21 protein-coding genes, 1 tRNA gene and 2 pseudogenes are annotated in these 21,902 nt (G+C 65.6%); 11 read left to right on the top strand and 13 right to left on the bottom strand.

Annotation, left to right across the window (positions count from 1 at the left end; translation table 11 throughout):
- Positions 1-446 (top strand): tyrosine-type recombinase/integrase (locus EF294_RS17375; RefSeq protein WP_281276016.1); only part of this gene is annotated, 446 nt, incomplete at its 5' end.
- Positions 447-794: 348 nt separating this feature from the next.
- Here EF294_RS17375 and EF294_RS17385 read toward each other — a convergent pair.
- The 4 genes and pseudogenes from EF294_RS17385 to EF294_RS22760 form a co-directional block, all read right to left on the bottom strand.
- Positions 795-870, bottom strand: a tRNA-Thr gene (locus tag EF294_RS17385).
- 64 nt (positions 871-934) lie between these two features.
- On the bottom strand, positions 935-1,777 hold the full coding sequence (locus EF294_RS17390; RefSeq protein WP_123932323.1) for an esterase/lipase family protein: 843 nt from the start codon (positions 1,775-1,777) through the stop codon (positions 935-937).
- Between the two features lie 40 nt (positions 1,778-1,817).
- Positions 1,818-2,000: pseudogene (locus EF294_RS17395) on the bottom strand (VOC family protein); the annotation flags it as partial.
- A 70-nt stretch (positions 2,001-2,070) separates the two neighbouring features.
- Positions 2,071-2,292 carry a hypothetical protein gene (locus EF294_RS22760; protein ID WP_425459446.1) on the bottom strand — a complete coding sequence of 74 codons (222 nt, stop codon included), beginning with the start codon at positions 2,290-2,292 and terminating at the stop codon, positions 2,071-2,073.
- 295 nt (positions 2,293-2,587) lie between these two features.
- Between EF294_RS22760 and EF294_RS17405 the strand changes: the two genes are divergently transcribed.
- Entirely contained in the window at positions 2,588-3,262 is a 675-nt protein-coding gene (locus tag EF294_RS17405; RefSeq protein WP_123932236.1) for a VOC family protein, read from the top strand.
- Positions 3,263-3,403: 141 nt separating this feature from the next.
- Here EF294_RS17405 and EF294_RS17410 read toward each other — a convergent pair.
- Positions 3,404-4,614 (bottom strand): annotated as a pseudogene (locus EF294_RS17410) (NAD(P)-dependent malic enzyme).
- A gap of 216 nt (positions 4,615-4,830) precedes the next feature.
- Between EF294_RS17410 and EF294_RS17415 the strand changes: the two are divergent.
- Positions 4,831-5,481: a GntR family transcriptional regulator gene (locus EF294_RS17415; RefSeq protein WP_123932324.1), complete on the top strand. Its 651-nt coding sequence runs from the start codon at positions 4,831-4,833 to the stop codon at positions 5,479-5,481.
- Positions 5,478-6,758 carry an MFS transporter gene (locus tag EF294_RS17420; RefSeq protein WP_123932237.1) on the top strand — a complete coding sequence of 427 codons (1,281 nt, stop codon included), beginning with the start codon at positions 5,478-5,480 and terminating at the stop codon, positions 6,756-6,758. Before EF294_RS17415 ends, EF294_RS17420 begins: the two co-directional genes overlap by 4 nt.
- Here EF294_RS17420 and EF294_RS17425 read toward each other — a convergent pair.
- The 4 genes from EF294_RS17425 to EF294_RS17440 all read right to left on the bottom strand — a co-directional run bounded on the left by EF294_RS17425 (position 6,728) and on the right by EF294_RS17440 (position 10,593).
- Positions 6,728-7,183, bottom strand: a complete 456-nt coding sequence (locus EF294_RS17425; RefSeq protein ID WP_123932238.1) for a MarR family winged helix-turn-helix transcriptional regulator — start codon at positions 7,181-7,183, stop codon at positions 6,728-6,730. The two genes, EF294_RS17420 and EF294_RS17425, sit on opposite strands and share 31 nt — an antisense overlap.
- Entirely contained in the window at positions 7,176-8,624 is a 1,449-nt protein-coding gene (locus EF294_RS17430; RefSeq protein WP_123932239.1) for an MFS transporter, read from the bottom strand. The genes EF294_RS17425 and EF294_RS17430 overlap by 8 nt, the downstream gene beginning before the upstream one ends.
- A gap of 87 nt (positions 8,625-8,711) precedes the next feature.
- A complete protein-coding gene (galE, locus tag EF294_RS17435) occupies positions 8,712-9,731 on the bottom strand; it encodes a UDP-glucose 4-epimerase GalE (protein ID WP_123932240.1) in 1,020 nt (339 codons plus the stop codon).
- Between the two features lie 319 nt (positions 9,732-10,050).
- Positions 10,051-10,593 carry a hypothetical protein gene (locus EF294_RS17440; RefSeq protein WP_246007931.1) on the bottom strand — a complete coding sequence of 181 codons (543 nt, stop codon included), beginning with the start codon at positions 10,591-10,593 and terminating at the stop codon, positions 10,051-10,053.
- A gap of 154 nt (positions 10,594-10,747) precedes the next feature.
- Between EF294_RS17440 and EF294_RS17445 the strand changes: the two genes are divergently transcribed.
- On the top strand, positions 10,748-11,644 hold the full coding sequence (locus EF294_RS17445) for an alpha/beta hydrolase (RefSeq protein ID WP_425459447.1): 897 nt from the start codon (positions 10,748-10,750) through the stop codon (positions 11,642-11,644).
- Here the strand turns inward: EF294_RS17445 and rfbB are convergent.
- Positions 11,616-12,638, bottom strand: coding sequence for a dTDP-glucose 4,6-dehydratase (rfbB, locus tag EF294_RS17450; protein WP_123932242.1), 1,023 nt, complete (start codon positions 12,636-12,638; stop codon positions 11,616-11,618). The two genes, EF294_RS17445 and rfbB, sit on opposite strands and share 29 nt — an antisense overlap.
- A 139-nt stretch (positions 12,639-12,777) precedes the next feature.
- Between rfbB and rfbA the strand changes: the two genes are divergently transcribed.
- Positions 12,778-13,656, top strand: a complete 879-nt coding sequence (gene rfbA, locus EF294_RS17455) for a glucose-1-phosphate thymidylyltransferase RfbA (RefSeq protein WP_123932243.1) — start codon at positions 12,778-12,780, stop codon at positions 13,654-13,656.
- Positions 13,653-14,273: a dTDP-4-dehydrorhamnose 3,5-epimerase family protein gene (locus EF294_RS17460; protein ID WP_123932244.1), complete on the top strand. Its 621-nt coding sequence runs from the start codon at positions 13,653-13,655 to the stop codon at positions 14,271-14,273. Before rfbA ends, EF294_RS17460 begins: the two co-directional genes overlap by 4 nt.
- Positions 14,274-14,289: 16 nt before the next feature.
- Here EF294_RS17460 and EF294_RS17465 read toward each other — a convergent pair whose 3' ends face one another.
- Complete coding sequence (locus EF294_RS17465; RefSeq protein ID WP_123932245.1) at positions 14,290-15,642, bottom strand: M1 family metallopeptidase; 1,353 nt, start codon at positions 15,640-15,642, stop codon at positions 14,290-14,292.
- Positions 15,643-15,939: 297 nt separating this feature from the next.
- On the opposite strand from EF294_RS17465, the gene EF294_RS17470 reads away from it, so the two are divergent.
- On the top strand, positions 15,940-16,389 hold the full coding sequence (locus EF294_RS17470) for a DoxX family protein (protein WP_123932246.1): 450 nt from the start codon (positions 15,940-15,942) through the stop codon (positions 16,387-16,389).
- Between the two features lie 444 nt (positions 16,390-16,833).
- Positions 16,834-17,412 (top strand): hypothetical protein, encoded by a 579-nt coding sequence (locus EF294_RS17475; protein ID WP_123932247.1) that lies wholly within the window; start codon positions 16,834-16,836, stop codon positions 17,410-17,412.
- 13 nt (positions 17,413-17,425) lie between these two features.
- Here EF294_RS17475 and EF294_RS17480 read toward each other — a convergent pair whose 3' ends face one another.
- A complete protein-coding gene (locus tag EF294_RS17480) occupies positions 17,426-18,001 on the bottom strand; it encodes a hypothetical protein (RefSeq protein WP_185091140.1) in 576 nt (191 codons plus the stop codon).
- A gap of 514 nt (positions 18,002-18,515) precedes the next feature.
- On the opposite strand from EF294_RS17480, the gene egtB reads away from it, so the two are divergent.
- Positions 18,516-19,787: an ergothioneine biosynthesis protein EgtB gene (gene egtB / locus EF294_RS17490; RefSeq protein WP_123932248.1), complete on the top strand. Its 1,272-nt coding sequence runs from the start codon at positions 18,516-18,518 to the stop codon at positions 19,785-19,787.
- Entirely contained in the window at positions 19,784-20,752 is a 969-nt protein-coding gene (egtD, locus tag EF294_RS17495) for an L-histidine N(alpha)-methyltransferase (RefSeq protein WP_123932249.1), read from the top strand. The genes egtB and egtD overlap by 4 nt, the downstream gene beginning before the upstream one ends.
- Here egtD and EF294_RS17500 read toward each other — a convergent pair.
- A complete protein-coding gene (locus EF294_RS17500; RefSeq protein WP_246007932.1) occupies positions 20,733-21,788 on the bottom strand; it encodes an LLM class flavin-dependent oxidoreductase in 1,056 nt (351 codons plus the stop codon). The genes egtD and EF294_RS17500 overlap by 20 nt on opposite strands.
- Between the last annotated feature and the right edge of the window lie 114 nt (positions 21,789-21,902).

Raw genomic sequence — 21,902 nt, forward strand, 5'->3', positions numbered from 1 at the left:
TCCCATTCTGTCACTCAGACAGGGCATTTCGTCTCTCCCTCACCGCCCACTTCCACACAAATCGGTGGATCGAGGCTAAGACCGTCGGGAGTGGCGAATTGCTCTTCCAGACCTCGGCCGGGACGCCGCTTCGCAATAGGAACTTCCGGCGGAGTGCGCTCACGCCCGCGCTTGAAGCGGCTGGGTTGCCGGCAGACGTTACGCCTCACAATTTCCGTGACACTGCGGCGTCCCTCGCTATTCAGGCCGGCGCTTCCGTTACCGCGGTTGCGCGGATGCTTGGTCACGAAGATGCGTCGACGACACTCAGGCATTACGCGGGACTGTTCCCCGACACGTTCGACGGGATTGCTGCGAGAATGGAAACAGCGATCGGCGATGTCCGAGGGACTCCGCCGCACGTGGCGTCGGCGGATGATTCGGCGGCCCTCGTACAGGCTCGGTAATCGCGACAGTACGTGGTGTGGAGAGTGTCGCATCCCCTTCGTGAGGGTGCGGCCGTGCGGCTGATCGTGTGGTTTCCAGACGACGAGAATGCGGTGTGGCGTTGTTTGCCGGAGTTAAGGCCCGCATCGGTGATGTGTTCTACGACAGCGTCGGACCGCGGGCAGACGCCGCGATCGAGGCGTGGAAACAACAGACCGAGAATGAGAGAGGTGGCGACGATGGGTGAGAAGGAAGTTCAGGTCGAGTTCGTGCGCGGCAACCAGCGCCTAACCGTCGGGACCGACATACCACCGACACGAGGCGGCTGCGGCAGGTGTGGGTCAGCAGCAAAAATAGCCCCTGACCTGTGGAGCCGCCCAGGGGAATCGAACCCCTGACCTATTCATTACGAGTGAATTGCTCTACCGACTGAGCTAGGGCGGCGTGCTGCGCAGGCAGCGGTGACGAGTGTAGCTAGTCGCGGGCGCCGAACAAAAACCGCCTCGGGTCAGGCGGGATAGTCCGCGCCGCACGGCACGGGCACCGGACGCCGCGGATCGAGGGCGCCCTGCACCAGGGCGCTGACGGTCGGGGAGTAGATCATCCCCAGATGCCCGATCACCGAGTGCGGACATATCGACTCGACGACGATGTTGGTGACGTGGGGCGCCGGGTCCATCAGCGCGTTGGCCAGCGGAAACACGATCTCGTCGTGGGTGGTTGCGAGGTTGACGTAGCGGATTCCCTGGTGCAGGGGCCCGTTGTCACCCTGACCGGCTGGCTGCGGCGCAGCCTCAGGCGCCCACGGAGAGTTCGCATACCCGCGGTTGGGTGCCGACACATCGACGATGGTCGCGATCTGATCGGCCTTGCCGGGCACCTGGGTGACCAGTTGCGCGATCGCCCCACCTTGAGAGTGCCCCACGAGGTCGACCTTCGTCGCGCCGGTCCGTGCGCGCACCGCGTCGATGAACGACCCCGCCTCGCGCGTCGACTGCGACTTGTCGGCGAGCGCCCCGATGTTCGCACTCCACGGCGTCTGTCCGTAGGTCAGGCTGAATACGCAGAAACCGGCGTTGGCCAGGCTTGGAGCGAGATAGGCCCACGCTGAGAGCTGGTTCGACGCGGTGCCGTGCAGCAGGATCACCGGGTCTCGGCCGTGGCGGTCGGTGCAGTGGTCGAGGTTGGCGCCCGGTGGTGAGGTGGTCGCCGGACGCAGATAGCCCGCGGCCTGTGCGGCGATGACGTCGGTGGTCACCGGAAAGGGGGCGGCCGCCGCCGCGGTGCTGCCGAGGATGCCCCCGCCGACTGCGGCCAGGAGTGCCGCCGCCATGATGATCAGGGGCCGCATCTGCGCCCGATGACGTGCGGTCATCGTGTGAGTATGACGCCTACGACGTCGCGATGTGCTCGGAAATCTGGGTCAACCGCACGCTGTTGCCCGAGGGATCGCGGAAGCCCGCATGGATGCCGTACGGCTGGGACTCTGGTGCCTCGGTGAACTCGACACCTCGCGCCGACAGATCCTCGCAGGGGTCCTGGCAATCGTCGGTGATGAGGAAGATGGTGCCGGCAGCGTCGAGGGCATGATCGATTTTGGGCCGCGACACCTATTGGCTCGGGGATTCGCGCCGAAGGAATTCCTCACCCCGCGGTGACAACTCGTAGCCGACCTCCGAGGCTGTGGGTGAGTCCGAGCTTCGCGAGCTTGCGGAGGTCGAGAGTGGAATCCGGCCGCGGACGGCCCAGCTCGGCAGCCAGTTCAGTCGACACGACTTCCGGTCGACGTGCGATGAGCGTCAGCACCTCTCGCGTCCACGGTCCATGCGGGGCGTGGGATTTGAGCCGATCCAGGAGGGCGCGCACAGGCCATACGGAAGACTGGATCAACGGTGCGGCGTAATATCTTACCTGCCTTCTCGGCGTCGAATATCTCGGAATTGGCGATCTGCTCAACCGCAGTGATCTCGATGAGCTCACCCTGACTGATGAAACGTGAACCCGGACGCAGAGGTGGAGCCGACCACCGGCGGAAGGCCAGGTCGACCTCTCCCTCAACGATCCGTGGCAGCAGCCGGGCCGGGATCAACATGGGACCAGCGCAATCCCGGCGATGCCCGCGACGGTGTTTGTCACCCGGGATCGGCCGTATCGTCGGGTAATGAGCGATAACCGCTATACCCCACTGGCCGCGGCCGAGGTCACCGGTGCCGTCGCCGACCCGTGGCGGGTCATCGCCAACGCTTTGCGGGTCGCCTATCGGACCCGAAACATGGTGACCGGAGGGCGATTCGTCGCCCGCATCATCGACGCCGCGGAGGAAGCCAACCACCATCCCGACGTCGATCTGCGCTACGGATCGGTGCGCCTGTCCCTCACCACGCACAGCGAGCATCGGATGACCGATGCCGACGTCGCGTTGGCGAACCGGATTGCCGATATCGCCCGCGAGATGGATCTCGAACCTGCTCCCGCGCCGCCCGCGCGTTTCGACCTCGCGATCGACGCGCTGGACATCACCGCGATCCGCTCGTTCTGGAAGACGGTCCTCGGCTACGACGACGATCCCGACGACACGCTCGACCTCGTCGACCCCACCGGGATTCTTCCCCCGGTCTGGTTTCAGCAGATGGATTCGCCACGGCCGCAACGCAGTCGGATGCACGTCGATCTGTGGCTGCCGCACGATCAGGTGCAGGAACGGATGGCAGCGGCCATCGACGCCGGCGGACACCTGGTCACCGACGCCCACGCTCCGTCGTTCTGGGTGCTCGCCGACGCCGAGGGCAACGAGATCTGCCTGTGCACATGGCAGGACCGCGAAAAATCCGACTGATCGGCCGGCGTTCGGCCTTGAATCACGCGCGGTCGCCTGTTTTCAGTCATTCGCCGAGTAGCCCGTGGGCTGCGACCTGGGGTTGTGGGCCGAGGCTACTTTCGAAATGACTGAAACCAGGCGAGTTGTCGGCGCGTTGGGTCAGTCCTCGGCGCTCGCCGCTGCCTCAACGGCCGCGGCCACCGCCGGTGCGACCCGCGGGTCGAGCGGGCTCGGCACGATCTTGTCCACCGCGAGATCTTCGGCAACCACCGACAGAATTGCCTCTGCGGCAGCCAGTTTCATGCTCTCGGTGATGCGAGTGGCGCCAGCGTCGAGCGACCCGGCGAACACCCCGGGGAAAGCGAGCACGTTGTTGATCTGATTCGGGAAGTCGCTGCGCCCGGTGGCGACGACCGCAGCGTGCTTGGCGGCGATCTTCGAGTGGATCTCCGGATCCGGGTTGGACAGCGCGAAGATGATGGCGTCGTCGTTCATCGACGCGATCACACTCTCCTCGATGGTGCCCGCCGACACTCCGATGAACACGTCCGCGCCGGCGAGCGCCTCGGCCGCACCGCCGATGAGTTTGCGTGGGTTGGTGCGCGCGGCGAGGTCCTCCTTGAACTCGTTGAGATCATCGCGACTCTGCGACACGATGCCCTGAGAGTCGAGCACGACGACGTCGGAGATCCCGGATGCGAGAAGGATGTTGGCGCACGCGACGCCGGCCGCGCCGGCCCCAGAGATCACCACCCGCAGGCCGGTGAGTCCACGGTCGAGCAGTCGGAGGGCGCCCTTGAGGGCGGCGAGCACGACGATCGCGGTGCCGTGCTGGTCGTCGTGCATGACCGGGCAGTCGAGTGCCTCGATGACGCGCCGTTCGATCTCGAAGCAGCGCGGCGCGGAGATGTCCTCGAGGTTCACCGCACCGAAGCTCGGGCGCAGACGCACCAGGGTCTCGACGATCTCGTCGGGGTCCTTGGTGTCGAGGACTATCGGAATCGAGTTGAGTCCGGCGACCGTCCGGAACAGCGCCGACTTACCCTCCATCACCGGCAGTGATGCGCGAGGGCCGATGTCGCCGAGCCCGAGCACCGCTGAGCCGTCGCTGACCACGGCGACGAGCCGATCGGTCCAGGTGTATCTGTTGACCAGCGCGGCCTCGGTGTCGATGGCTCGCGAGACCTGGGCCACGCCGGGGGTGTAGGCGATCGACAGATCCCGCTGGGTCTGGATCGGGGAGCGCAGTTCACCGAGAGTTTGCCGCCCACGTGGGCCAGGAAGATCTCTTCGTCGGTGATCGGATGATCGGCGATAGTCGATTCGCCGACGCTGTGTGCGGTGTGGTCTTCGGTGCTCGTCACGGTCATGTTCTCCTGCTCGGGTGGCGACGATGTCACCGGCTGTGGGGGCGAATCGGCGTCGATCACGATCCGGCGTTGAACCGCGCGGTCATGCGGACCGGCCGCGGGATACCGAGAGTCTCTCGCCCGCGAACCCCCGGGTCACAGTGGTCCGGGCGGGTGATCCAGGCAACAAACCGGTGGTGACTACTGCCGCAGGTGTTTAGCATACAACTTGTGTCTATGTTGCATTCGTCTGCCGTTTCGGCCTCCGATCGGGTGTACGACGAGGTCAAGGAACTGATCCTGACCAACGAGATCTCCGGCGGCGAGCTGATCAGTGAGGGCGAGGTCGCCCAGCGTTGCGAGGTCAGTCGGACCCCGGTCCGTGAGGCCTTCCTGCGTCTACAGGCCGAGGGGTGGATGCGCCTCTATCCCAAACGCGGGGCCCTCGTGGTTCCGGTCACCGACCGCGATGCCCGCGACGTCGTTGACGCACGCCAACTCCTCGAGGGCCATGCGGTGCGCGCGGTCGTCGCCGCCGATTCGGCGACGGCACGACTCGTCGAGTCGCTGCGCCGCAATCTCGAGGAGCATCGGCTCATCGAGCACGACGACATCGCCCGGTTCTCGAGGGTCGACGCCGAATTCCACCAGCGCATCGTGGCTGCCGGCGACAACGCGCTGCTCGCGGGCTTCTTCGCCGGCCTCGGCGAGCGTCATCGCCGGATGACCACCACGAGCGTGCGCCGCGACCCGGCGATCGCGCAGAGCATCCTCGCCGATCACGCCGAACTCCTCGTTCTCATCGAACGCCGCGACGCCGACGGCTTCGACGCCGCGCTGCGCCGTCACCTCAGTGACGTCCACGACCTGCCGGGAGACCTGCGATGACCCTGACGACCGCATCGACCACCGCTGCCCACCGCACGCACCGCGCCACCTGGCCGGCCGTCGCACTTGCTGTGTTCGCCTCAGCTTGGGGCGGAAACGAATTCACGCCCCTGCTGGTGATGTATCGCCAGAGTGGCGAGTTCTCGGCGGTGGCGGTGGATGCGCTGCTGTTCCTCTATGTCCTCGGCATCGTGCCCGCGTTGCTCATCGGCGGACCGCTCTCGGATCGACTCGGTCGGCGACCCTTGATGCTGCCGGCGCCGATCTTCGCCGCATTCGGCTCGTTGCTCCTGGCGTTCGGTGCCCATTCGATCGTGCTGCTGTCGGTGGGGCGGGTGTTCAGCGGTGTGGCCCTGGGACTTTCGATGGCTGTCGGGGGAAGCTGGATCACCGAGCTCAGTGTCCGCGCCGGTGACCGCGCGGCCGCGGGCGCTCGACGCGGCGCGATGAGCCTGACCGCGGGCTTCGGCGTCGGTGCGGGTGTCGCCGGGGCACTGGCCCAATGGGCGCCGTGGCCGCACGTGCTGGCCTATGCGGTGAACATCTCGATCGCCGCCATCGCCGTGCTGTTGATCCTGCGTGTTCCCGAAACCCGCGAGCGGCAACAGAATCCGGGCCGGCTCGTCGACGATCTGAAGATCCCGTCGGCCGGACACCTGCGCTTTCTGCTCGTCGTGTTACCGGTGGCGCCGTGGGTGTTCGGTGCGTGCGCCACGGCGTACGCGGTGATCCCCGCATTGATGTCGGTGCGCACGTCCGGCGCGCCGATCGCCTTCGCCGCGTTGTGCTGTGTGCTCGGGCTGGCCGCCGGTTTCGGCATCCAGTCGTTGGGGCGACGCATCGACGACCCCGACGGAGTCCGCGGGGTCGTAAGCGCTCTGGTGGTGCTTGCGATCGGAATGGGCTTGGCGGCGTTGGCCGCTCACGTGCTGACGATCTGGCTGTCCCTCGTCGCCGCGACCGTGCTGGGCTGTGGATACGGCATGGCGATGATTGCGGGGCTGTTGGAGGTTCAGAGAATTTCTGGTCCCGAGGATCTGGCGGGTCTGAGCGCGGTGTTCTACGGCGTCACCTATCTGGGGTTCGCGGTCCCGGCCGTGTTGGCCTGGCTCTCACAGACATTCGGCGCCCTGACCTATCCGGAGATGTTCCTGTTCGGTGTGGGTGCGGCACTGGTGTGCCTGGCGATCGTGGGGGTCGGGCACAGGATGTATCGCCCCGGCCTCGACGATGGTGCGGCAGGCGCTCAGTCGGGCGCGTCGGATTCGACTCCCTGACCCAACGCGGCACTCAGGCGGCGGAGTTGGTCGGCGTCGAGTGAACGCAGTTGTGGCGGAGCCGGATCGGGGACGGCGGCCACGATGTCGAGCACCGCGCGCCCGGCATCGGTCAGATGCACATACTTGCACCGTCGATCCTGCTCGGTGACCTTGCGGACGACGTAGCCCGCCGACTCGAGGTCGGAGACCGCCACCGAGACCGCGGGCGGATCCATTGTGGCCGCGCGGGCGAGCTCCTTGAGCGGCGTCGGCCCGTGTGCCACCCGTCGGAGCACGCGGATTCGACTGAACGGCAGGCCGGTTGCCGCGACCACATCGCGGCGCCACGGGTCGCGGGAGTCGAAGACGAGGGTGATCATCGCCTGCCAGACGTCGTCGACGAGGGCGTCGATCGTCGGCGCGTCGGTGTCGTGGTCAGACATCGGCGGTCTCCGGTTCGATGAGTCGTGCCGAGACGTCGGCGGCGGTGTGCTGTCCCCAGTGCGTCGTCGACACCAGACCCAGGACGAGGATGATCGCGCTGAAGACGACCACCAGAATCCACATCGGGTGCATGTCGGCGGTGAACTCCGGCCCGATCCCGGACGCGGCGACGCCGGTGATGCTGCCGGCCAGCGCGACGCCGATGCTCACGCCGACCTGTCGACTGGTGGAGGCAACCGCCGACGCCGCGCCGGCGCGATGGCGCGGCATCCCGCTGACCGCGGAGTTGGTGATCGGCGCGTTGATCGCACCGAAGCCGATGCCGAAGACGGCGAAGATGATCCCGATCGTCACCAGCGAGGTGTCGCGCTCGATGGTCGTCATCAGTGCCGAACTGATCAGCATGGCGATACCGGCCAGCACCAGCGACGGTCGGGTGCCAAAGCGCCCGACGGCACGCCCGGACAGCGGCGAGAGGATCAACACCGCCACTGCGGGCGGCAGCAACATGGCGCCGGTCTGGATCGCCGACAGACCGCGGACGTCCTGCAGGTACAGCGACATGAGGAACAGGAACGCACCCCAACTCGCGAATGCGCAGACCGCGATCAGCGTGGCCGAGGAGAACGGCACACTGCGGAAGAACCGCAGATCGATGAACGGGTCGACGTGCTGCCGTTCGGCGATCAGGAAGCCGACGAAAGCGAGTGCGGCAACGACGAATACGGCGATGGTCGCTGGCGAGCCCCAGCCCTGGACCGGCCCCTCGATCAATCCGTAGACCACCGCGGCCAGGGTGATCACCGCGAGCACCTGCCCGATCGGGTCGAGGGTCCGCATGACCGGCGAGCGCGATTCGGGCACGAAGATCGCGGTCAGCGCGATAGCTGCGGCGCAGATCGGCAGGTTCACCCAGAAGACCGCGCGCCAGTCGATGAGATCGATGAGCGCGCCACCGATCATCGGGCCGAGCGCCATCGAGATGCCGACCACCGCACCCCACATGCCGATGGCCCGAGCGCGTTCCTTGGGCTCGACGAAGACCTGGGTGATGATCGACATCGCGACCGGGTTGAGCATGGAACCGCCGATGGCCTGCAAGGCGCGGGCGGCGACGAGTACGGCTACCGACGGCGCCAGACTGCAGGCCAGCGAGCCGATAGCGAAGATCGTCAGCCCGATCTGGAACATGCGTTTGCGTCCGTAACGATCGGCCGTCGCGCCCGAGAGCATCAGCAGGGCGGCCAGGACCAGCGTGTAGATGTCGATGACCCATTGCAGTGACGACACCGACGCGTGCAGTTCGGTGCGGATCGACGGGAGCGCGACGTTCACGATCGTCGCGTCCATCGAGACGATCAGCAGGCTCATACAACAGGTCGCCAGGATGATTATCTTGTGGCGCGGGGTGAGCTCCGCCGGGGAGATGCTTGTGGACATACAAAGATTGTAGAACTACAAGTATCTCGGAGGCGAGTGTCTCATTTCGGGCATGGCCGGGGCCCGTCGACGCCGGGTGCCACGAGTTCAGGCGTCGGGATAGCCGTTCGGGTTGTTCGACTGCCACCGCCAGGTGTCGGCGCACATGTCGTCGATCGTCTTCGTCGCATACCAGCGCAGGTCGGCGTTTGCGCGCGACGGGTCGGCGTAGGAGGCCGCGATGTCGCCGGGGCGTCGCGGGGCGATCTCGTACGGGATCTCCCGGCCGCTGGCCCGCTCGAAGGCCTTGATCACCTCGAGAACCGAAATCCCTTGGCCAGTGCCGAGATTCCACACTGACATCGGCTCGTCGTGGCTGCCGACGCGTTCGAGCGCCGCGACGTGACCGGCCGCGAGATCGTCGACGTGGATGTAGTCGCGCACACCCGTGCCGTCGGGGGTGGGGTAGTCGTCGCCGAACACCGACAGTTTCTCACGACGCCCGACGGCGACCTGCGCGACGAAGGGCATGAGGTTGTTGGGGATGCCGGAGGGGTCTTCGCCGATCTGCCCGCTGGGATGCGCGCCGACGGGGTTGAAGTAGCGCAGTGCCGCGATCCGCCACGACTCGTCGGACGCGGCGACGTCGCGCAGTACCTGTTCGATCATCACCTTGGTCCACCCGTACGGGTTGGTGGCCGAGGTCGGGGAGTCCTCGGTCATCGGCAGCACCGGCTCTGCGCCGTACACCGTCGCCGACGACGAGAACACCAGCGTGTGCACGTCGTGGCGGCGCATGGCGCGTAGCAGTGAGAACGTCGAATCGAGGTTGTTCTGGTAGTAGTCGAGCGGTTTGGTCACCGACTCGCCGACCGCCTTGAACCCCGCAAAATGAATGACCGCGTCGATCTGCTCACCGGAGAAGAGGTGTTCGGTCTTGTCGTAGTCGGTGAGGGTGAATGCGTGAACCGGCAGGTGGACCCCGGTGAGCGCCTCGAGCCGACCGATCACCGTCGGTTTGGCATTGGAGAAGTCGTCGACGATCACCACGTCGTGGCCGGCCTCGACGAGTGTGATCACCGTGTGGGAGCCGATGTAGCCGGCTCCGCCGCTGACGAGTACGCGCATGAGCTCCACGGTAGAAGGTCGGGCTGGGAAGTGCTCGTGGGGCCGATGCGAGCTAGGGTGTGTCTCCCAATTCCCTGTGCGGGTCTTGGCGGCCCGATTGCGCCCTGGCCGCGTTGTCGTCGGTCACGATAGCTGCCGCTATCGCTTCCTCCGCCTTGCCAGAACGCAATCGTTCGCGCCAATCCCTCGCAGAAGAATTGGGAGACACATCCTGTTCGATGGCGATCTGCGGCAACCGCACCTGGGTCCCACGACTTCAGCGGGCGCGACCACGCGCTGAGATGCCTTGGCTGCCGGCCCTAGCGGCCGCGCCGAGCACTCAGCTCCAGCAGGTGTTGCTGGCGAGCGCGCCGCCCCCGGTGAGCTTTCCGACGGGGCCGATTGTGAAGGTAAGGCACTGAGAGAGGCCACTTCCCGGCAGTATCGTCATACGTGAGGGGTTTACCCCGAAGATGAAGCTTGAATGCGCCAGCACTGAGGGATGGCCAAGGGTCGGGTACATTGCGAAGGTGGCGGGTAGTGCTGCGCCGATGAATCCGTATCGGCGGCTGCCCGGCGTGCCTTGTGCGGGGGTGTGTAGTTTGCGGAGCACGGTGTAGTAGATGGTTGAGTCGTCGTTGTAGCGCTCCTCGATGACCCCGGCGTATTCGAAGACCTGTACCCCGACGGCGAACATCGCCTGGTAGGACAGATCGCCGATTTGGTCCACCCGGTGGATGCCCGCGTCCGCCGTCGAGGGGGTGGCGTGGGCGGCGGGTGCGAACGTAGCGGCCGTACTGCACCACGCGCTCAGTGCGATCAGCGCTGTCGCGATGCGACGACCATCAACGGTGAGACGATGCCCAATAAGACCTATTCGCATGACTGCCTCTCCGATTCGGCCAACCAGGTGGATGCTTGCAATCTTGAAGTCGCGCCCGGTCAGGGCGACGTTAGCCGAACCGGCGAGTCGCTACCATATCGTTACCAGCGAATCGGTCGGCATTTGGTAGACCGTAAGGGCGAATAGTGGGGGAGTGACGATGCGACGAGATGTAGAGTTCGATTCACACGGGGTTACATGCCGTGCCTGGTTCTACCGGCCGGACGATCCGAGCGGTGATCCGCCGGTCATTGTCATGGCGCACGGGTTGGGTGCGGTGCGTCGCATGCGCCTGGATGCCTTCGCCGAGCGCTTCACCGCTGCGGGGTATGCGTGCTTGGTGTTCGATTATCGGCACTTCGGTGATAGTGACGGTACTCCGCGCGGGCTGCTCTCGATCCGTCGGCAGCTGGCCGACTGGACCGCAGCGTTGGCCTACGCGCGTACTTTGCCGGGCGTCGATACCGCACGGATCGTGCTGTGGGGCACGTCGTTCGGAGGTGGTCACGTCTTGGTCACCGGCGCGAGGCATCCGGAAGTAGCCGCGGTGGTCGCCCAATGTCCGTTCACCAGTGGACCGGCCTCGACACTGGCGCTCGATCGCCTCGGCGCGTTCAAGGTGACGATGCGCGGGCTGGCCGATCTCGCGTCGGCGGCACTGCGCCGTCCCCCGGTGCGCGTGGGATTGGCCGGTTCCGGACACGAGGCGGCGTTGATGAGTGCGCCGGATGCGCAACCGGGCTATCTGGGTTTGATCCCGCCCGGCCTCGAATTCACCAACTCCGTCGCCGCGCGGGTCGGTCTGGCCATACCACTGTATGTGCCCGCCCGCAGTGTCCGTCGGCTGCAGGTGCCCACTTTGATCTGCGCGTGCGACGCCGACAGCGTCGCGCCGGTCGGCCCCACCGTCGCTGCGGCGGAAGGTAATCCGATGGTGACTCTGCGTCGGTATCCCGACGGCCACTTCGATATCTACGTCGGTGATGCGTTCGAACGAGTCGTCACCGACCAGATCGAATTCCTCACCGAGACGGTGCCACTGGGCCGATGATCCGCTCGGTCTCGGCATACCGCGCCTCCGCCGACGCCTTGGCATCGCTCCACCATTCGGGATGCTCGCGATACCAGTCGATCGTTTCTGCAACTCCGGATCGGAAGTCCGCATACTTTGGCCGCCAACCCAATTCGGTGCGCAACCGGGTGGAGTCGATTGCGTAGCGGCGGTCGTGACCGGGCCGATCGGTGACGAAGTCGAACCCGTCGCGCGGTTGCCCGAGCAACTCCAGGATCGTCTCAACGACGGTGCGATTGTCGACCTCGCCGTCGGCGCCGATGAGGTAGGTCTCACCGATGCGGCCGGTGTCGATGATGGTCCACACGGCGTCGTTGTGGTCATCGACGTGGATCCAGTCGCGCACGTTGCGTCCGTCGCCGTAGAGGCGGGGCCGCACCCCGGACAAGACGTTGGTGATCTGGCGCGGGATGAACTTCTCGACGTGCTGATATGGCCCGTAGTTGTTGGAGCAGTTCGACAGCGTCGCGGCCACGCCGAAGGAGCGCACCCAGGCACGAACGAGTAGGTCGCTGCCGGCCTTGGTGGAACTGTAGGGGCTCGACGGGTTGTAGGGGGTCTGCTCGGTGAATCGTGCTGGGTCGTCGAGCTCGAGGTCCCCGTAGACCTCGTCGGTGCTGATGTGGTGGTAGCGCACCCGGTGTCGGCGGATCGCCTCGAGCAGGGTGTAGGTGCCCACCAGGTTGGTCTGGACGAAGGTTGACGGATCGGTCAGAGAGTTGTCGTTGTGCGATTCGGCGGCGAAATGCACGACGAGGTCGGAGTCGCCGACCAGCCGGTCGACCAGTGGGGCGTCGGCGATGTCGCCCTCGACGAGTTCGACGGCGTCGGCGACCGGATCGAGGGTGGTGGGGTTGGCCGCATAGGTCAGCTTGTCCAGTACCCGGATTCGTGCGTCCGGACGATTCTCGACGGTGCGCAGCACGAAGTTCGCGCCGATGAATCCGGCGCCCCCGGTGACCAGAATGCGCATGTCGGTCGAGCCCTTCGTGGTGTCCGGACAGCTGCGCGACGCAGCGTCATGGCCGCCCCGGCCGAGCGGGACGACTCAGAATGTCGCCGTGTCGAGGATACCGAGAGTCGTCCGACTTCGGCCCGCTACCCTGGCACCCATGCGCGGGATCATCCTGGCCGGGGGCACCGGTAGTCGCCTCCACCCCATCACGCAGGGGGTCAGTAAACAGCTGGTGCCCGTATATGACAAGCCCATGATCTATTACCCGCTGTCCACGCTGATGCTCGCCGGCATCCGGGAGATCCTCGTCATCACGACGCCCACCGACGCCGACGCCTTCCGTGGGCTGCTCGGCGACGGCAGCCAATTCGGCGTCGAGCTGAGATACGTGACGCAGCAGTCGCCCGACGGACTTGCCCAGGCGTTCACCCTCGGTGCCGAGCACATCGGCGGCGATTCGGTAGCCCTTGTGCTCGGCGACAACATCTTCTACGGCCCCGGACTCGGTTCGCAGTTGCAGGGATTCGGCGACGTCGACGGTGGGGCGATTTTCGCCTACTGGGTCGCCGAGCCGGGTGCCTACGGTGTCGTCGAGTTCGACGAGTCGGGGACGGCGATTTCGTTGGAGGAGAAGCCCGCCGCACCGAAGTCCCATTACGCGGTTCCGGGGCTGTACTTCTACGACAACGATGTCGTTGAGATCGCGCGTGGACTACAGCCCAGTGCGCGTGGGGAATACGAGATCACCGACATCAACGACCACTATCTGCAGCGTGGCAAGCTCAAGGTCACGGTGCTGCCACGCGGCACCGCCTGGCTCGATACCGGCACCTTCGATTCGCTGCTCGATGCGGGCAACTTCGTGCGGACCGTCGAACAACGACAGGGACTCAAGATCGCGGTGCCCGAGGAGATCGCTTGGCGTCAGGGATATCTCGACGACGATCAGCTTGCGGCCCGGGCCGAGCAACTGCGCAAGTCCGGCTACGGCGACTATCTCCTCGACATCCTCGCCCGCGGAAAGGGATTCGCGTGAAGGTTCGAGAGCTCTCGATCGCTGGTGCCTGGGAGCTGACCCCGGTACTGCACGGCGATGCGCGCGGGGTGTTCACCGAGGCGTTCAAAGCCGACTTCCTCGACGAGGTCATCGGGCACCGCTTCGATCTCGCGCAGGTCAACCTGTCGGTGTCGGCGGCCGGGGTGTTGCGGGGCGTGCACTTCGCCGACGTCCCGCCCGGACAGGCCAAATACGTCACTTGTACCACCGGAGCGATCCTTGACGTGATTGTCGACATCCGAGTCGGCTCACCGACATTCGGCACCTACGACACCGTCCTACTCGACGACGTCCATCGCCGCGCGGTGTATCTGGCAGAGGGGCTGGGCCATGCCTTCTGTGCGCTCGCCGACAACTCCACGGTCACCTACCTGTGCTCGACGGGCTACAACCCCGGTGCCGAACACGGGATCAACCCGTTGGACCCCGAACTGGGGATCGATTGGCCGAGGTTCGCCCGCGACGGCAGTCCATTGGTCTACGAACTGTCCGCGAAGGACACCGCGGCCCCGGGTGTGGGTGCCGCACGCGCGTCCGGTCTGCTGCCGCGGTTCGACGACGTCGAGGACTACGTCCGCACGCTTCGCGAGAAGTGATCTCACGCAACAGCTTTCAGGGTGTCGGATAGGCGGGCAGCTCCGGGGTGAACAACCACCGTGTCCACAGATCCTGCAGCGGGGCCGAGGAGAAATTGGCGGCGAGGGCGATGAAGTCCTCGGTGGTCACCGATCCGTACCGGTACTTGTCGGTCCAGCGGCGCAACAGGGCAAAGAAGTTGCCGTCACCGATGGTCAGTCGCAAAGCGTGCAGGGTGATCGCTCCGCGCTTGTAGACCCAGTCGTCGAACATCTTTCGCGGTCCGGGATCGGCGAGTGCGACCCGCACCGGACTCGCGGCCAGCTTGGCGTAGTAGTGCCGGGCCCACTCGTCGGCGCTGCGGCCTCCGGAGCGCTGGCTCCACAACCACTCGGCGTAGCAGGCGAATCCCTCGTGCAGCCAGATGTCGCGCCACCGCGCCAGCGTCACCGAGTTGCCGAACCACTGATGCGCGAGTTCATGGGCGACGAGTCGCTCCGAACGCGACGTGCCGTCGCAATGGTTGGCTCCGAACGTCGAAAAGCTCTGCGCCTCAATGGGGATCTCGAGCGGATCATCGGTGACGACCACGGTGTAACGCGGAAACGGATACGGGCCGAACATCTCGACGAACGCCTCAACCATTTCCACCTGGCGGCCGAAGTCGATGGCGAGGTTGCGGGTCAGTCGCGGCGGGAACACCGCGTCGATCGGAATTGGCTTGGTGGCCAACGAGACCTTCTTGTAAGGTCCGACCTGGATGGACGCCAGATAGGTCGACATCGGCTCGACCTGTTGATAGACCCAGGTGGTTTGCGCGGCGCGTACGCGTTTGGATTCCAGGACCCCGTTGGCCAGTGCGTAATACGGGCTGTCGGTGGTGATCGCGATCCGATATGTCGCCTTCGCCAGCGGATGGTCGTCACAGGGGAACCACGACGCCGCGCCGTTGGGTTGGTTGGCACACAGCGCACCCTCGGTCAGTTCTTCCCAGCCGACCTCACCCCAGGAGCCGCGGATCGGCCTCGGTGAGCCGTGATAGCGCACCACGATCGTCATCGCCCCACCCGGCGGAACCGGCGCGGCCGGGGTGATCGTGAGCTTCTTGTTGCGGTGCGAGTAGCGCACCCTCTTGTTGTCGACGGTGACGCGCGAGACGCTCAGTGTTCCGGCGAGATCGAGAGTGAAGCGCTGAAGGGCGACGTAGGACGTCGAAGTGAGTGTCGCGGTGCCCTCGAGCCGATTGCTGGCGACCTTGTACTCGAGTTCCAGGTCATATCGGGAGATGCGGTAGCCGAGGTTCCCGTTGTCGGGGAGATAGGGGTCCAGTTCGTCGGCTGGTGATCCGAGGAGGGGCTGTCGCGATACCTTGACCGACTTTCCCCGCACTCGACATCTCCCTCATCCTCGGTGGCGTGTCACATGAGCGGTCCGGTTTTCCGGCACGCAGGCATAGCGGGTCGGTCACGGGCTGATTGCGAAGGACTCGACCGGGTGACGATCGCGTGTCGGGCCGCCTGTTCGAGCACCGACCGTGCGGAGACTCAGAGTACCCGTCGAGGGATCAGCGGGCATCGCATGCGGGTGCGCCGCGATTGTAAGCGGACCGTGGTCCGTATATCTTGGGTTCAGTCAGAACAGGAAACGTGGCACCTACGAGGTTGCCGATCGAGAACGGAAGTCGACATGAACGGTGTGCGCAGCATCGCGCTCCTGGCAGCTCGAATGATCCTCGGGATCATCTTCATCGCACACGGTTGGCAAAAGCTCCACGTCTATCACCTCTCCGGTGTGGAGGGCATGCTCAAGGGGATCGGCGCACCCGCCCCCAGCGTCTCGGCGTACATCTTGACCTGGGCCGAACTGGGCGGTGGCATCCTGCTCGTACTCGGACTGCTGCTACCGCTGGTGTCGATCGTGCTGGTGGTCGACATGATCGGGGCCATCTATTACACGCACTGGGAGCAGGGTTTCTGGGTTGCCGCCCAGGCCGCTGACATGCCGGCAAAGATCGGCTGGGAATGGCCGCTGGCACTGATCGCAGGTCTGCTCGCCGTCGGATTTGCCAATGCCGGACATTTCGCTGTGGACACGTATGCGTTCCGCCGTCGTGGTGGGCGCGCGGTCGAGGCCTGACCAGTCCCTGTACTCGCCATCACAGCTGAACCCGACATCACGCCCGGTCGGCAAAGGCCTGGACCAGGCGTGATGTCGGGTTGGTCCGATCGGACGATGGTGACTGCGACTTCCGGCACCTAGCGTCGACCCATGCAAACGGACGCCCAGGACCCTGGGCCGAACAGGCCGTTGCCACTTGCGTACTCCGCGGTGCCACCCGCGCGCCCAGCCGGGCCGCCACCGTCAGCGCCGAATCCCGCGCCTCAGCCCTCGCCACGCTCGCGGATGCAACAACCACGCTCGTCACAACCGGTGCCGCAGCGACCGTTGCCCTCACACGCGATGCCCCCACGGCCGGTGCAGTCGCGACCGCTGCCTCCGCTACCGGCCTTCCAGCCCGGCGCGCCGGCTCGGGTGTCGTATGGCGGTCCGGTGCCGCTTGCCAGATCGGTTGGCGATCCGATGCCGACGGACCATGCGTTCGTCCGTCCCTGGCAGGTCACCTTTTTTGGACGCTGGCAGATCTTCGTATTGACCCTCGTGGTCATCGGTGAGGTGTTCTGGTGGGTGTGGTTCCTCGGCGTTCAGGAGTGGAGCCGGAATGCCACATCGGAGATCGTCTCCAACGGCGATGTGTACAGCTACGCCTACTCGAATGGATGGGAGCTGACGGCCTATCATTCGTTCTTGCTGATCGTCTCGGCTGTGGCCGCAGTCTTGATCGCGCTGGATTTCTGGATAGCCATAGCGTTTCTGCGAGGTGCCCGAGGCCCCTACATCTACTACACGGTGTTCGGCATCATCCGGTGCGTCGCGATTGGCATCGGTGTCATCGCCGTGCTGATCTTCTACGGCAGCGGTGCGAGCGGTACGCACCCGGATGCGTGGCCGGCGGCGGCGGTCGTCGGCTTGGCGGTCGCGGTCAATGTGTTTTTCTACTACCTGCTGTGGTGCCGACCCAGCCGCCGGTACTTCAGCTACGAGAGTGTCGCGCTTCGGCGCGAGCGCAAGCGGGCCGCCGCGCGCGGAATCGTCGGCTGACCGTCCGGTCGGCTCAGGCCACCAGACCGTCGATCGTCGTGTGATCGAACGGTCCGGTATCGCCGGCGAGGTGGGCGCGCAGGTCGCAGAGGTCGGCGAGGACGTCATCGGTATGGCGCAGGTTCACTCCGTCGATGTTCCCCGGCGACACCATCGCCTCGGGGTCGAGGTCGTGTCGATGGGCCAGCGCCGCGCCGAGGAGGCGGTGGGCCTGGTCGCGGTCGACGTCCCAGACGGCGTCGGCGGTCAGCAGATACAGGCGTACGGCGGGCGGGTAGTCGTCGAGGTGCACCAGCGCCCACGCCCAGTGTTTGGCGACGTCGACGGTATCGGATTCGCCGCGTCCGTGCGTGCGCACGTACTTGCCGTGCAGCTCGCGGCACAGCGGCGTGGCGTCGGCCCACAAACCCAGGTGCGACATGCAGCGCACCGAGTCGTGGAGGTTGGACAGATACATCGGTGAGTACGGCCCCTCACGTCGCGACCGGATCTCGCGCAGCACCGAGAACTCGGCCAGCGCATGTTCGTATTCACCCGCGAAGAGCAAGGACCGGGCTTCGTCCTGCATTTCCTCGATCACAGTCGTCATTGTCGCCGAACCAGGGTACGAACATGATCTGTTTCACAAAGACGTCACCGCTGTGGGGGGTCTTCGGTGTGGGCCGAAGGACGTCCTTCGGCTCAGCCTGCTGGCCCTCGGTTGCGCGGCGCTGCGCCGTGAACCTCTGAGCGGTGACGAGAACGACAGCACCCCCTAAGGCTCGAACGGGGAGTACAGCCTCGACCCCGACGATCGGCTGCATCCCGAGGACACGCTCGACCGCATCGCCGCCGACGAGCAACGAGATTGGCGGTCGCACGAATCCGACACCGACGACGAGGCCGAGTCCGTCGCCACCGGCCGCGTGATCGAGGGGGTGGTGGGTGCCAGCGCCGTAGAGGCTGCTGTCGATGTCGTCGACGACGGCGACGGATCAGCCCGGTTGAGGTCGACGAACGGAGGATACAAACGATGTCATCGTTGACAGTCGGCGCAGTCGTGGGAACGATGGAGTGGGCGGGGTCGATGAACCCCGCGTCCGCACGCCACGGGAGGACCTCCAGTGAGCATCACCGAACGCATCTGGGTACCCACCGATCAGTCGCCGGCGCAACGCTTTCGAGAAGTCCGGGAGCTCACCGACCTGCTGGCCGACCGGTTGTCGCCCGAGGACCAGACCCCGCAATCGATGACCGAGGCCAGCCCCGCCAAATGGCATCGGGCCCACGTCACATGGTTTTTTGAGGAGTTTGTCCTCCGCCGCGATCCCGGCTATGTGGTGTACGACGAGTCCTATCGCTATCTGTTCAACAGCTACTACGAGGCTGTCGGCGAACGCCATCCGCGACCGGATCGCGGCCTGGTCACCCGACCCGGCGTCGACGACATCACGCACTATCGCAACTACGTGGATGCGGCGATGGAAAGTGCTCTGACGCGTGGCGCGCTCGATGACGCCGCGCTCGACCTCGTCGAACTGGGCTGCAATCATGAACAGCAACATCAGGAATTGCTGCTCATGGACGTCAAGCATCTCTTCTCGACGATTCCGCTCACGCCCGGCCCGATCTACGTCGACCGTGAACTCGATGCGCCGAGCTCGCCGGGGCCGATGACCTGGCGCTCTGTCGCCGGTGGTGTCACCGAGGTCGGCGCCGGGCCCGACGATGGATTCTCCTACGACAACGAGGGCCCTAGACATCGAGTCTTCTTGGAGGACTTCGAGATCGCCGAGCGGCCCGTCACCAATGCCGACTGGCTGGAGTTCATTGCCGACGAGGGCTATCGGCGCCACGAGTTGTGGTTGTCCGACGGATGGGCGCACCTGCGGCAGACCGGTTGGCAGGCGCCCGGCTATTGGCACCGTGACGACGACGGGCAGTGGACGACGTACACGCTCTCGGGACGGCGACCGCTCGATCCCGGTGAACCCGTGCTGCATGTGAGCTTCTACGAGGCCGACGCCTACGCCCGGTGGGCCGGTGCCCGTCTGCCTACCGAATTCGAATGGGAGACTGCCGCATCTACTCTCGGCGCCCAACGCTCAGAGTTGTTGGACCCTAATCGTTGTCATCCGCGGTCTGTCGCCGGACCAGGTGGCGCGGCGATGATCGGCAATGTGTGGGAGTGGACCTCGAGTGCCTACCTTCCGTTTCCGGGATTCGTCCCCGCGAACGGGGCGGTCGGCGAATACAATGGAAAGTTCATGAGCGACCAACATGTTCTGCGCGGTGCGGCCGCCATCACGCCCCGAGGCCACGAGCGTGTGACGTACCGCAACTTCTTCCCAGCACCGTCGCGCTGGGTGTTCACCGGTCTGAGGCTCGCCCGGTGACCCTCGAAACGCTGACCCCACTGGCCGCCGACGCTCTCGCCGGTCTATGGTCCACCCCGCCGGTACTGCCGACGAAATGGCTTTACGACGAACGTGGTAGCAGGCTGTTCGACGAGATCACCCGGCTACCCGAGTACTACCCGACTCGGCGTGAGACCGCCATCCTGCGCGACCATGCCGACGACGTCGTTGATGTCACGAACGCGGCGATGATGGTCGAATTCGGTTCGGGCACATCGACCAAGACCCGACTCCTCCTCGATGCGTTCACCCGCACGGGTGAACCCATCGGCCCTCGCGCGGCCGGACACTTCGTCTACGTACCCGTCGACGTCAGCGCCGAGATGCTCGCTGAATCCGCCGGCATCCTCGCCGCTGACTACCCGCGCATCGACATCCGACCGGTCGAAGGGGATTTCACCGATGCGGGGCTGGTGCTGCCGTCGTGCGAGGGGGCGCGGCTGGCGGTGTTCCTTGGCGGGACGATCGGCAACTTCGACGACGACGGACGCCGCGCGTTCTTCTCCGGCCTTGCCACCACGCTCGCCCCCGGCGACTACTTCCTCCTGGGAGCCGACCTCATCAAGGACACCGGTCGGCTCGTCGCCGCATACAACGACAAGGCCGGGGTGACAGCGGATTTCAATCGCAACATGATCGAGGTTCTGCGTACCGGGCTCGACGCCGTCGGGCTGTACGCCGACGACTTCGACCACGTCGCCCGGTGGAATCCCGCGCGCCACCGCATCGAGATGTGGTTGCGGGCGCGCCGGGACATCGATGCCTACTTCGGTGACCTGCAACGTCGTTGGCGTCTTCGGTCCGGTTCCGAGGTCCGGACGGAGATCAGCACCAAGTTCGATCTGTCGGTGCTGCGGTGCGAACTCGCCGACGCCGGACTGGCGCCCGTCACGAGCTGGACCGACCCGATGGGCGACTTCTCCCTCACTCTCGCGCGTCGGTGACGGCGTCACCCAGGATCTCGCGAACTCGCGGGATGACTTGGGTGCCATAGAGTTCGATGCTGCGCATCATGGCACGATGCGGCAGTGTGCCGTGGGAGTACTTGAGGTCGAAGCGATCGAGTCCCAAGGCCCGAACGGTGCGGGCGATCTTGTGCGCCACCGTCTCTGGCGAACCGACGTAGAGGGAGCCGCCGGGCCCTGTCGACCGGTCGAACTCGATGCGCGTCGGAGCGGGCCAACCGCGTTCGGCGCCGATCCGCGCCACATTCGTACGGTAGTGCGGCCACAATTCGTCGCGTGCCTGCTCGTCGGTGTCGCCGACGTGGCCGGGCGAGTGCACGCCCACCGGGAGATCGGTCGGTGTGTTGAACTGTGCCAGTGCGCGCCGATACAGGTCTGCATACGGTGCGAACCGCAGGGGATCGCCGCCGATGATAGCGAGCATCAGCGGTAGTCCGTACCGCGCGGCGCGCACCACCGACTCCGGGCTGCCGCCGACCGCGATCCACGTCGGTAGCGGGGGCGTCTCGAGTGGAGGGTGGATGGTCTGATCGGTCAGCGGGGCGCGGGTGGCCCCCGACCAGGTGACAGGGCGGCCGGTTCGCAAGTGGGCGAACAGATCCAGCTTGTCGGAAAACAGTTCCTCGTACTGTTCGAGATCGAAGCCGAACAACGGGAACGACTCGGTGAACGATCCGCGGCCTAGAATGACCTCCGCACGACCCGACGACAGCGCGTCGAGTGTCGAGAAGCGTTCGAATACGCGGATCGGATCGTCGGAACTGAGCACGGTCACCGCAGTGCCGAGCCGGATGCGCGTGGTGCGCGCGGCGACCGCCCCGAGCACCACCTCCGGCGCTGAGACGGAGTAATCGTGGCGGTGGTGTTCGCCCACGCCGAGGAAGTCGACGCCGACCTCGTCGGCGAGAATCGCCTGATCGAGCACGTCGCGGATCGTCTGGGCCGCCGAGTTCGGTGCGCCGCCGTCATCGATCGTGACATCGCCGAAGGTATCGAGTCCGAGTTCTACGTTCACGTCACCGATTGTGCCGAATCGGTGTGCGTTGGGGACGTCGGCCGTCAATTGGCCGTCTCGTGGGTGTGATTATATATTTTGTGGGATGCTGATGCCGGTCAGAAAACTGACCAC

The sequence above is a fragment of the Gordonia oryzae genome (genome assembly GCF_003797185.1).
Lineage (GTDB): Bacteria > Actinomycetota > Actinomycetes > Mycobacteriales > Mycobacteriaceae > Gordonia > Gordonia oryzae.

Coding starts and splice junctions, on each gene's coding strand:
- EF294_RS17390 (WP_123932323.1), bottom strand. CDS start 1,777: ATGCGGCCCCTGATCATCATGGCGGCGGCACTCCTGGCCGCAGTCGGC.
- EF294_RS17405 (WP_123932236.1), top strand. CDS start 2,588: ATGAGCGATAACCGCTATACCCCACTGGCCGCGGCCGAGGTCACCGGT.
- EF294_RS17415 (WP_123932324.1), top strand. CDS start 4,831: ATGTTGCATTCGTCTGCCGTTTCGGCCTCCGATCGGGTGTACGACGAG.
- EF294_RS17420 (WP_123932237.1), top strand. CDS start 5,478: ATGACCCTGACGACCGCATCGACCACCGCTGCCCACCGCACGCACCGC.
- EF294_RS17425 (WP_123932238.1), bottom strand. CDS start 7,183: ATGTCTGACCACGACACCGACGCGCCGACGATCGACGCCCTCGTCGAC.
- EF294_RS17430 (WP_123932239.1), bottom strand. CDS start 8,624: ATGTCCACAAGCATCTCCCCGGCGGAGCTCACCCCGCGCCACAAGATA.
- galE (WP_123932240.1), bottom strand. CDS start 9,731: ATGCGCGTACTCGTCAGCGGCGGAGCCGGCTACATCGGCTCCCACACG.
- EF294_RS17440 (WP_246007931.1), bottom strand. CDS start 10,593: ATGCGAATAGGTCTTATTGGGCATCGTCTCACCGTTGATGGTCGTCGC.
- rfbB (WP_123932242.1), bottom strand. CDS start 12,638: ATGCGCATTCTGGTCACCGGGGGCGCCGGATTCATCGGCGCGAACTTC.
- rfbA (WP_123932243.1), top strand. CDS start 12,778: ATGCGCGGGATCATCCTGGCCGGGGGCACCGGTAGTCGCCTCCACCCC.
- EF294_RS17470 (WP_123932246.1), top strand. CDS start 15,940: ATGAACGGTGTGCGCAGCATCGCGCTCCTGGCAGCTCGAATGATCCTC.
- EF294_RS17475 (WP_123932247.1), top strand. CDS start 16,834: ATGCCGACGGACCATGCGTTCGTCCGTCCCTGGCAGGTCACCTTTTTT.
- EF294_RS17480 (WP_185091140.1), bottom strand. CDS start 18,001: ATGACGACTGTGATCGAGGAAATGCAGGACGAAGCCCGGTCCTTGCTC.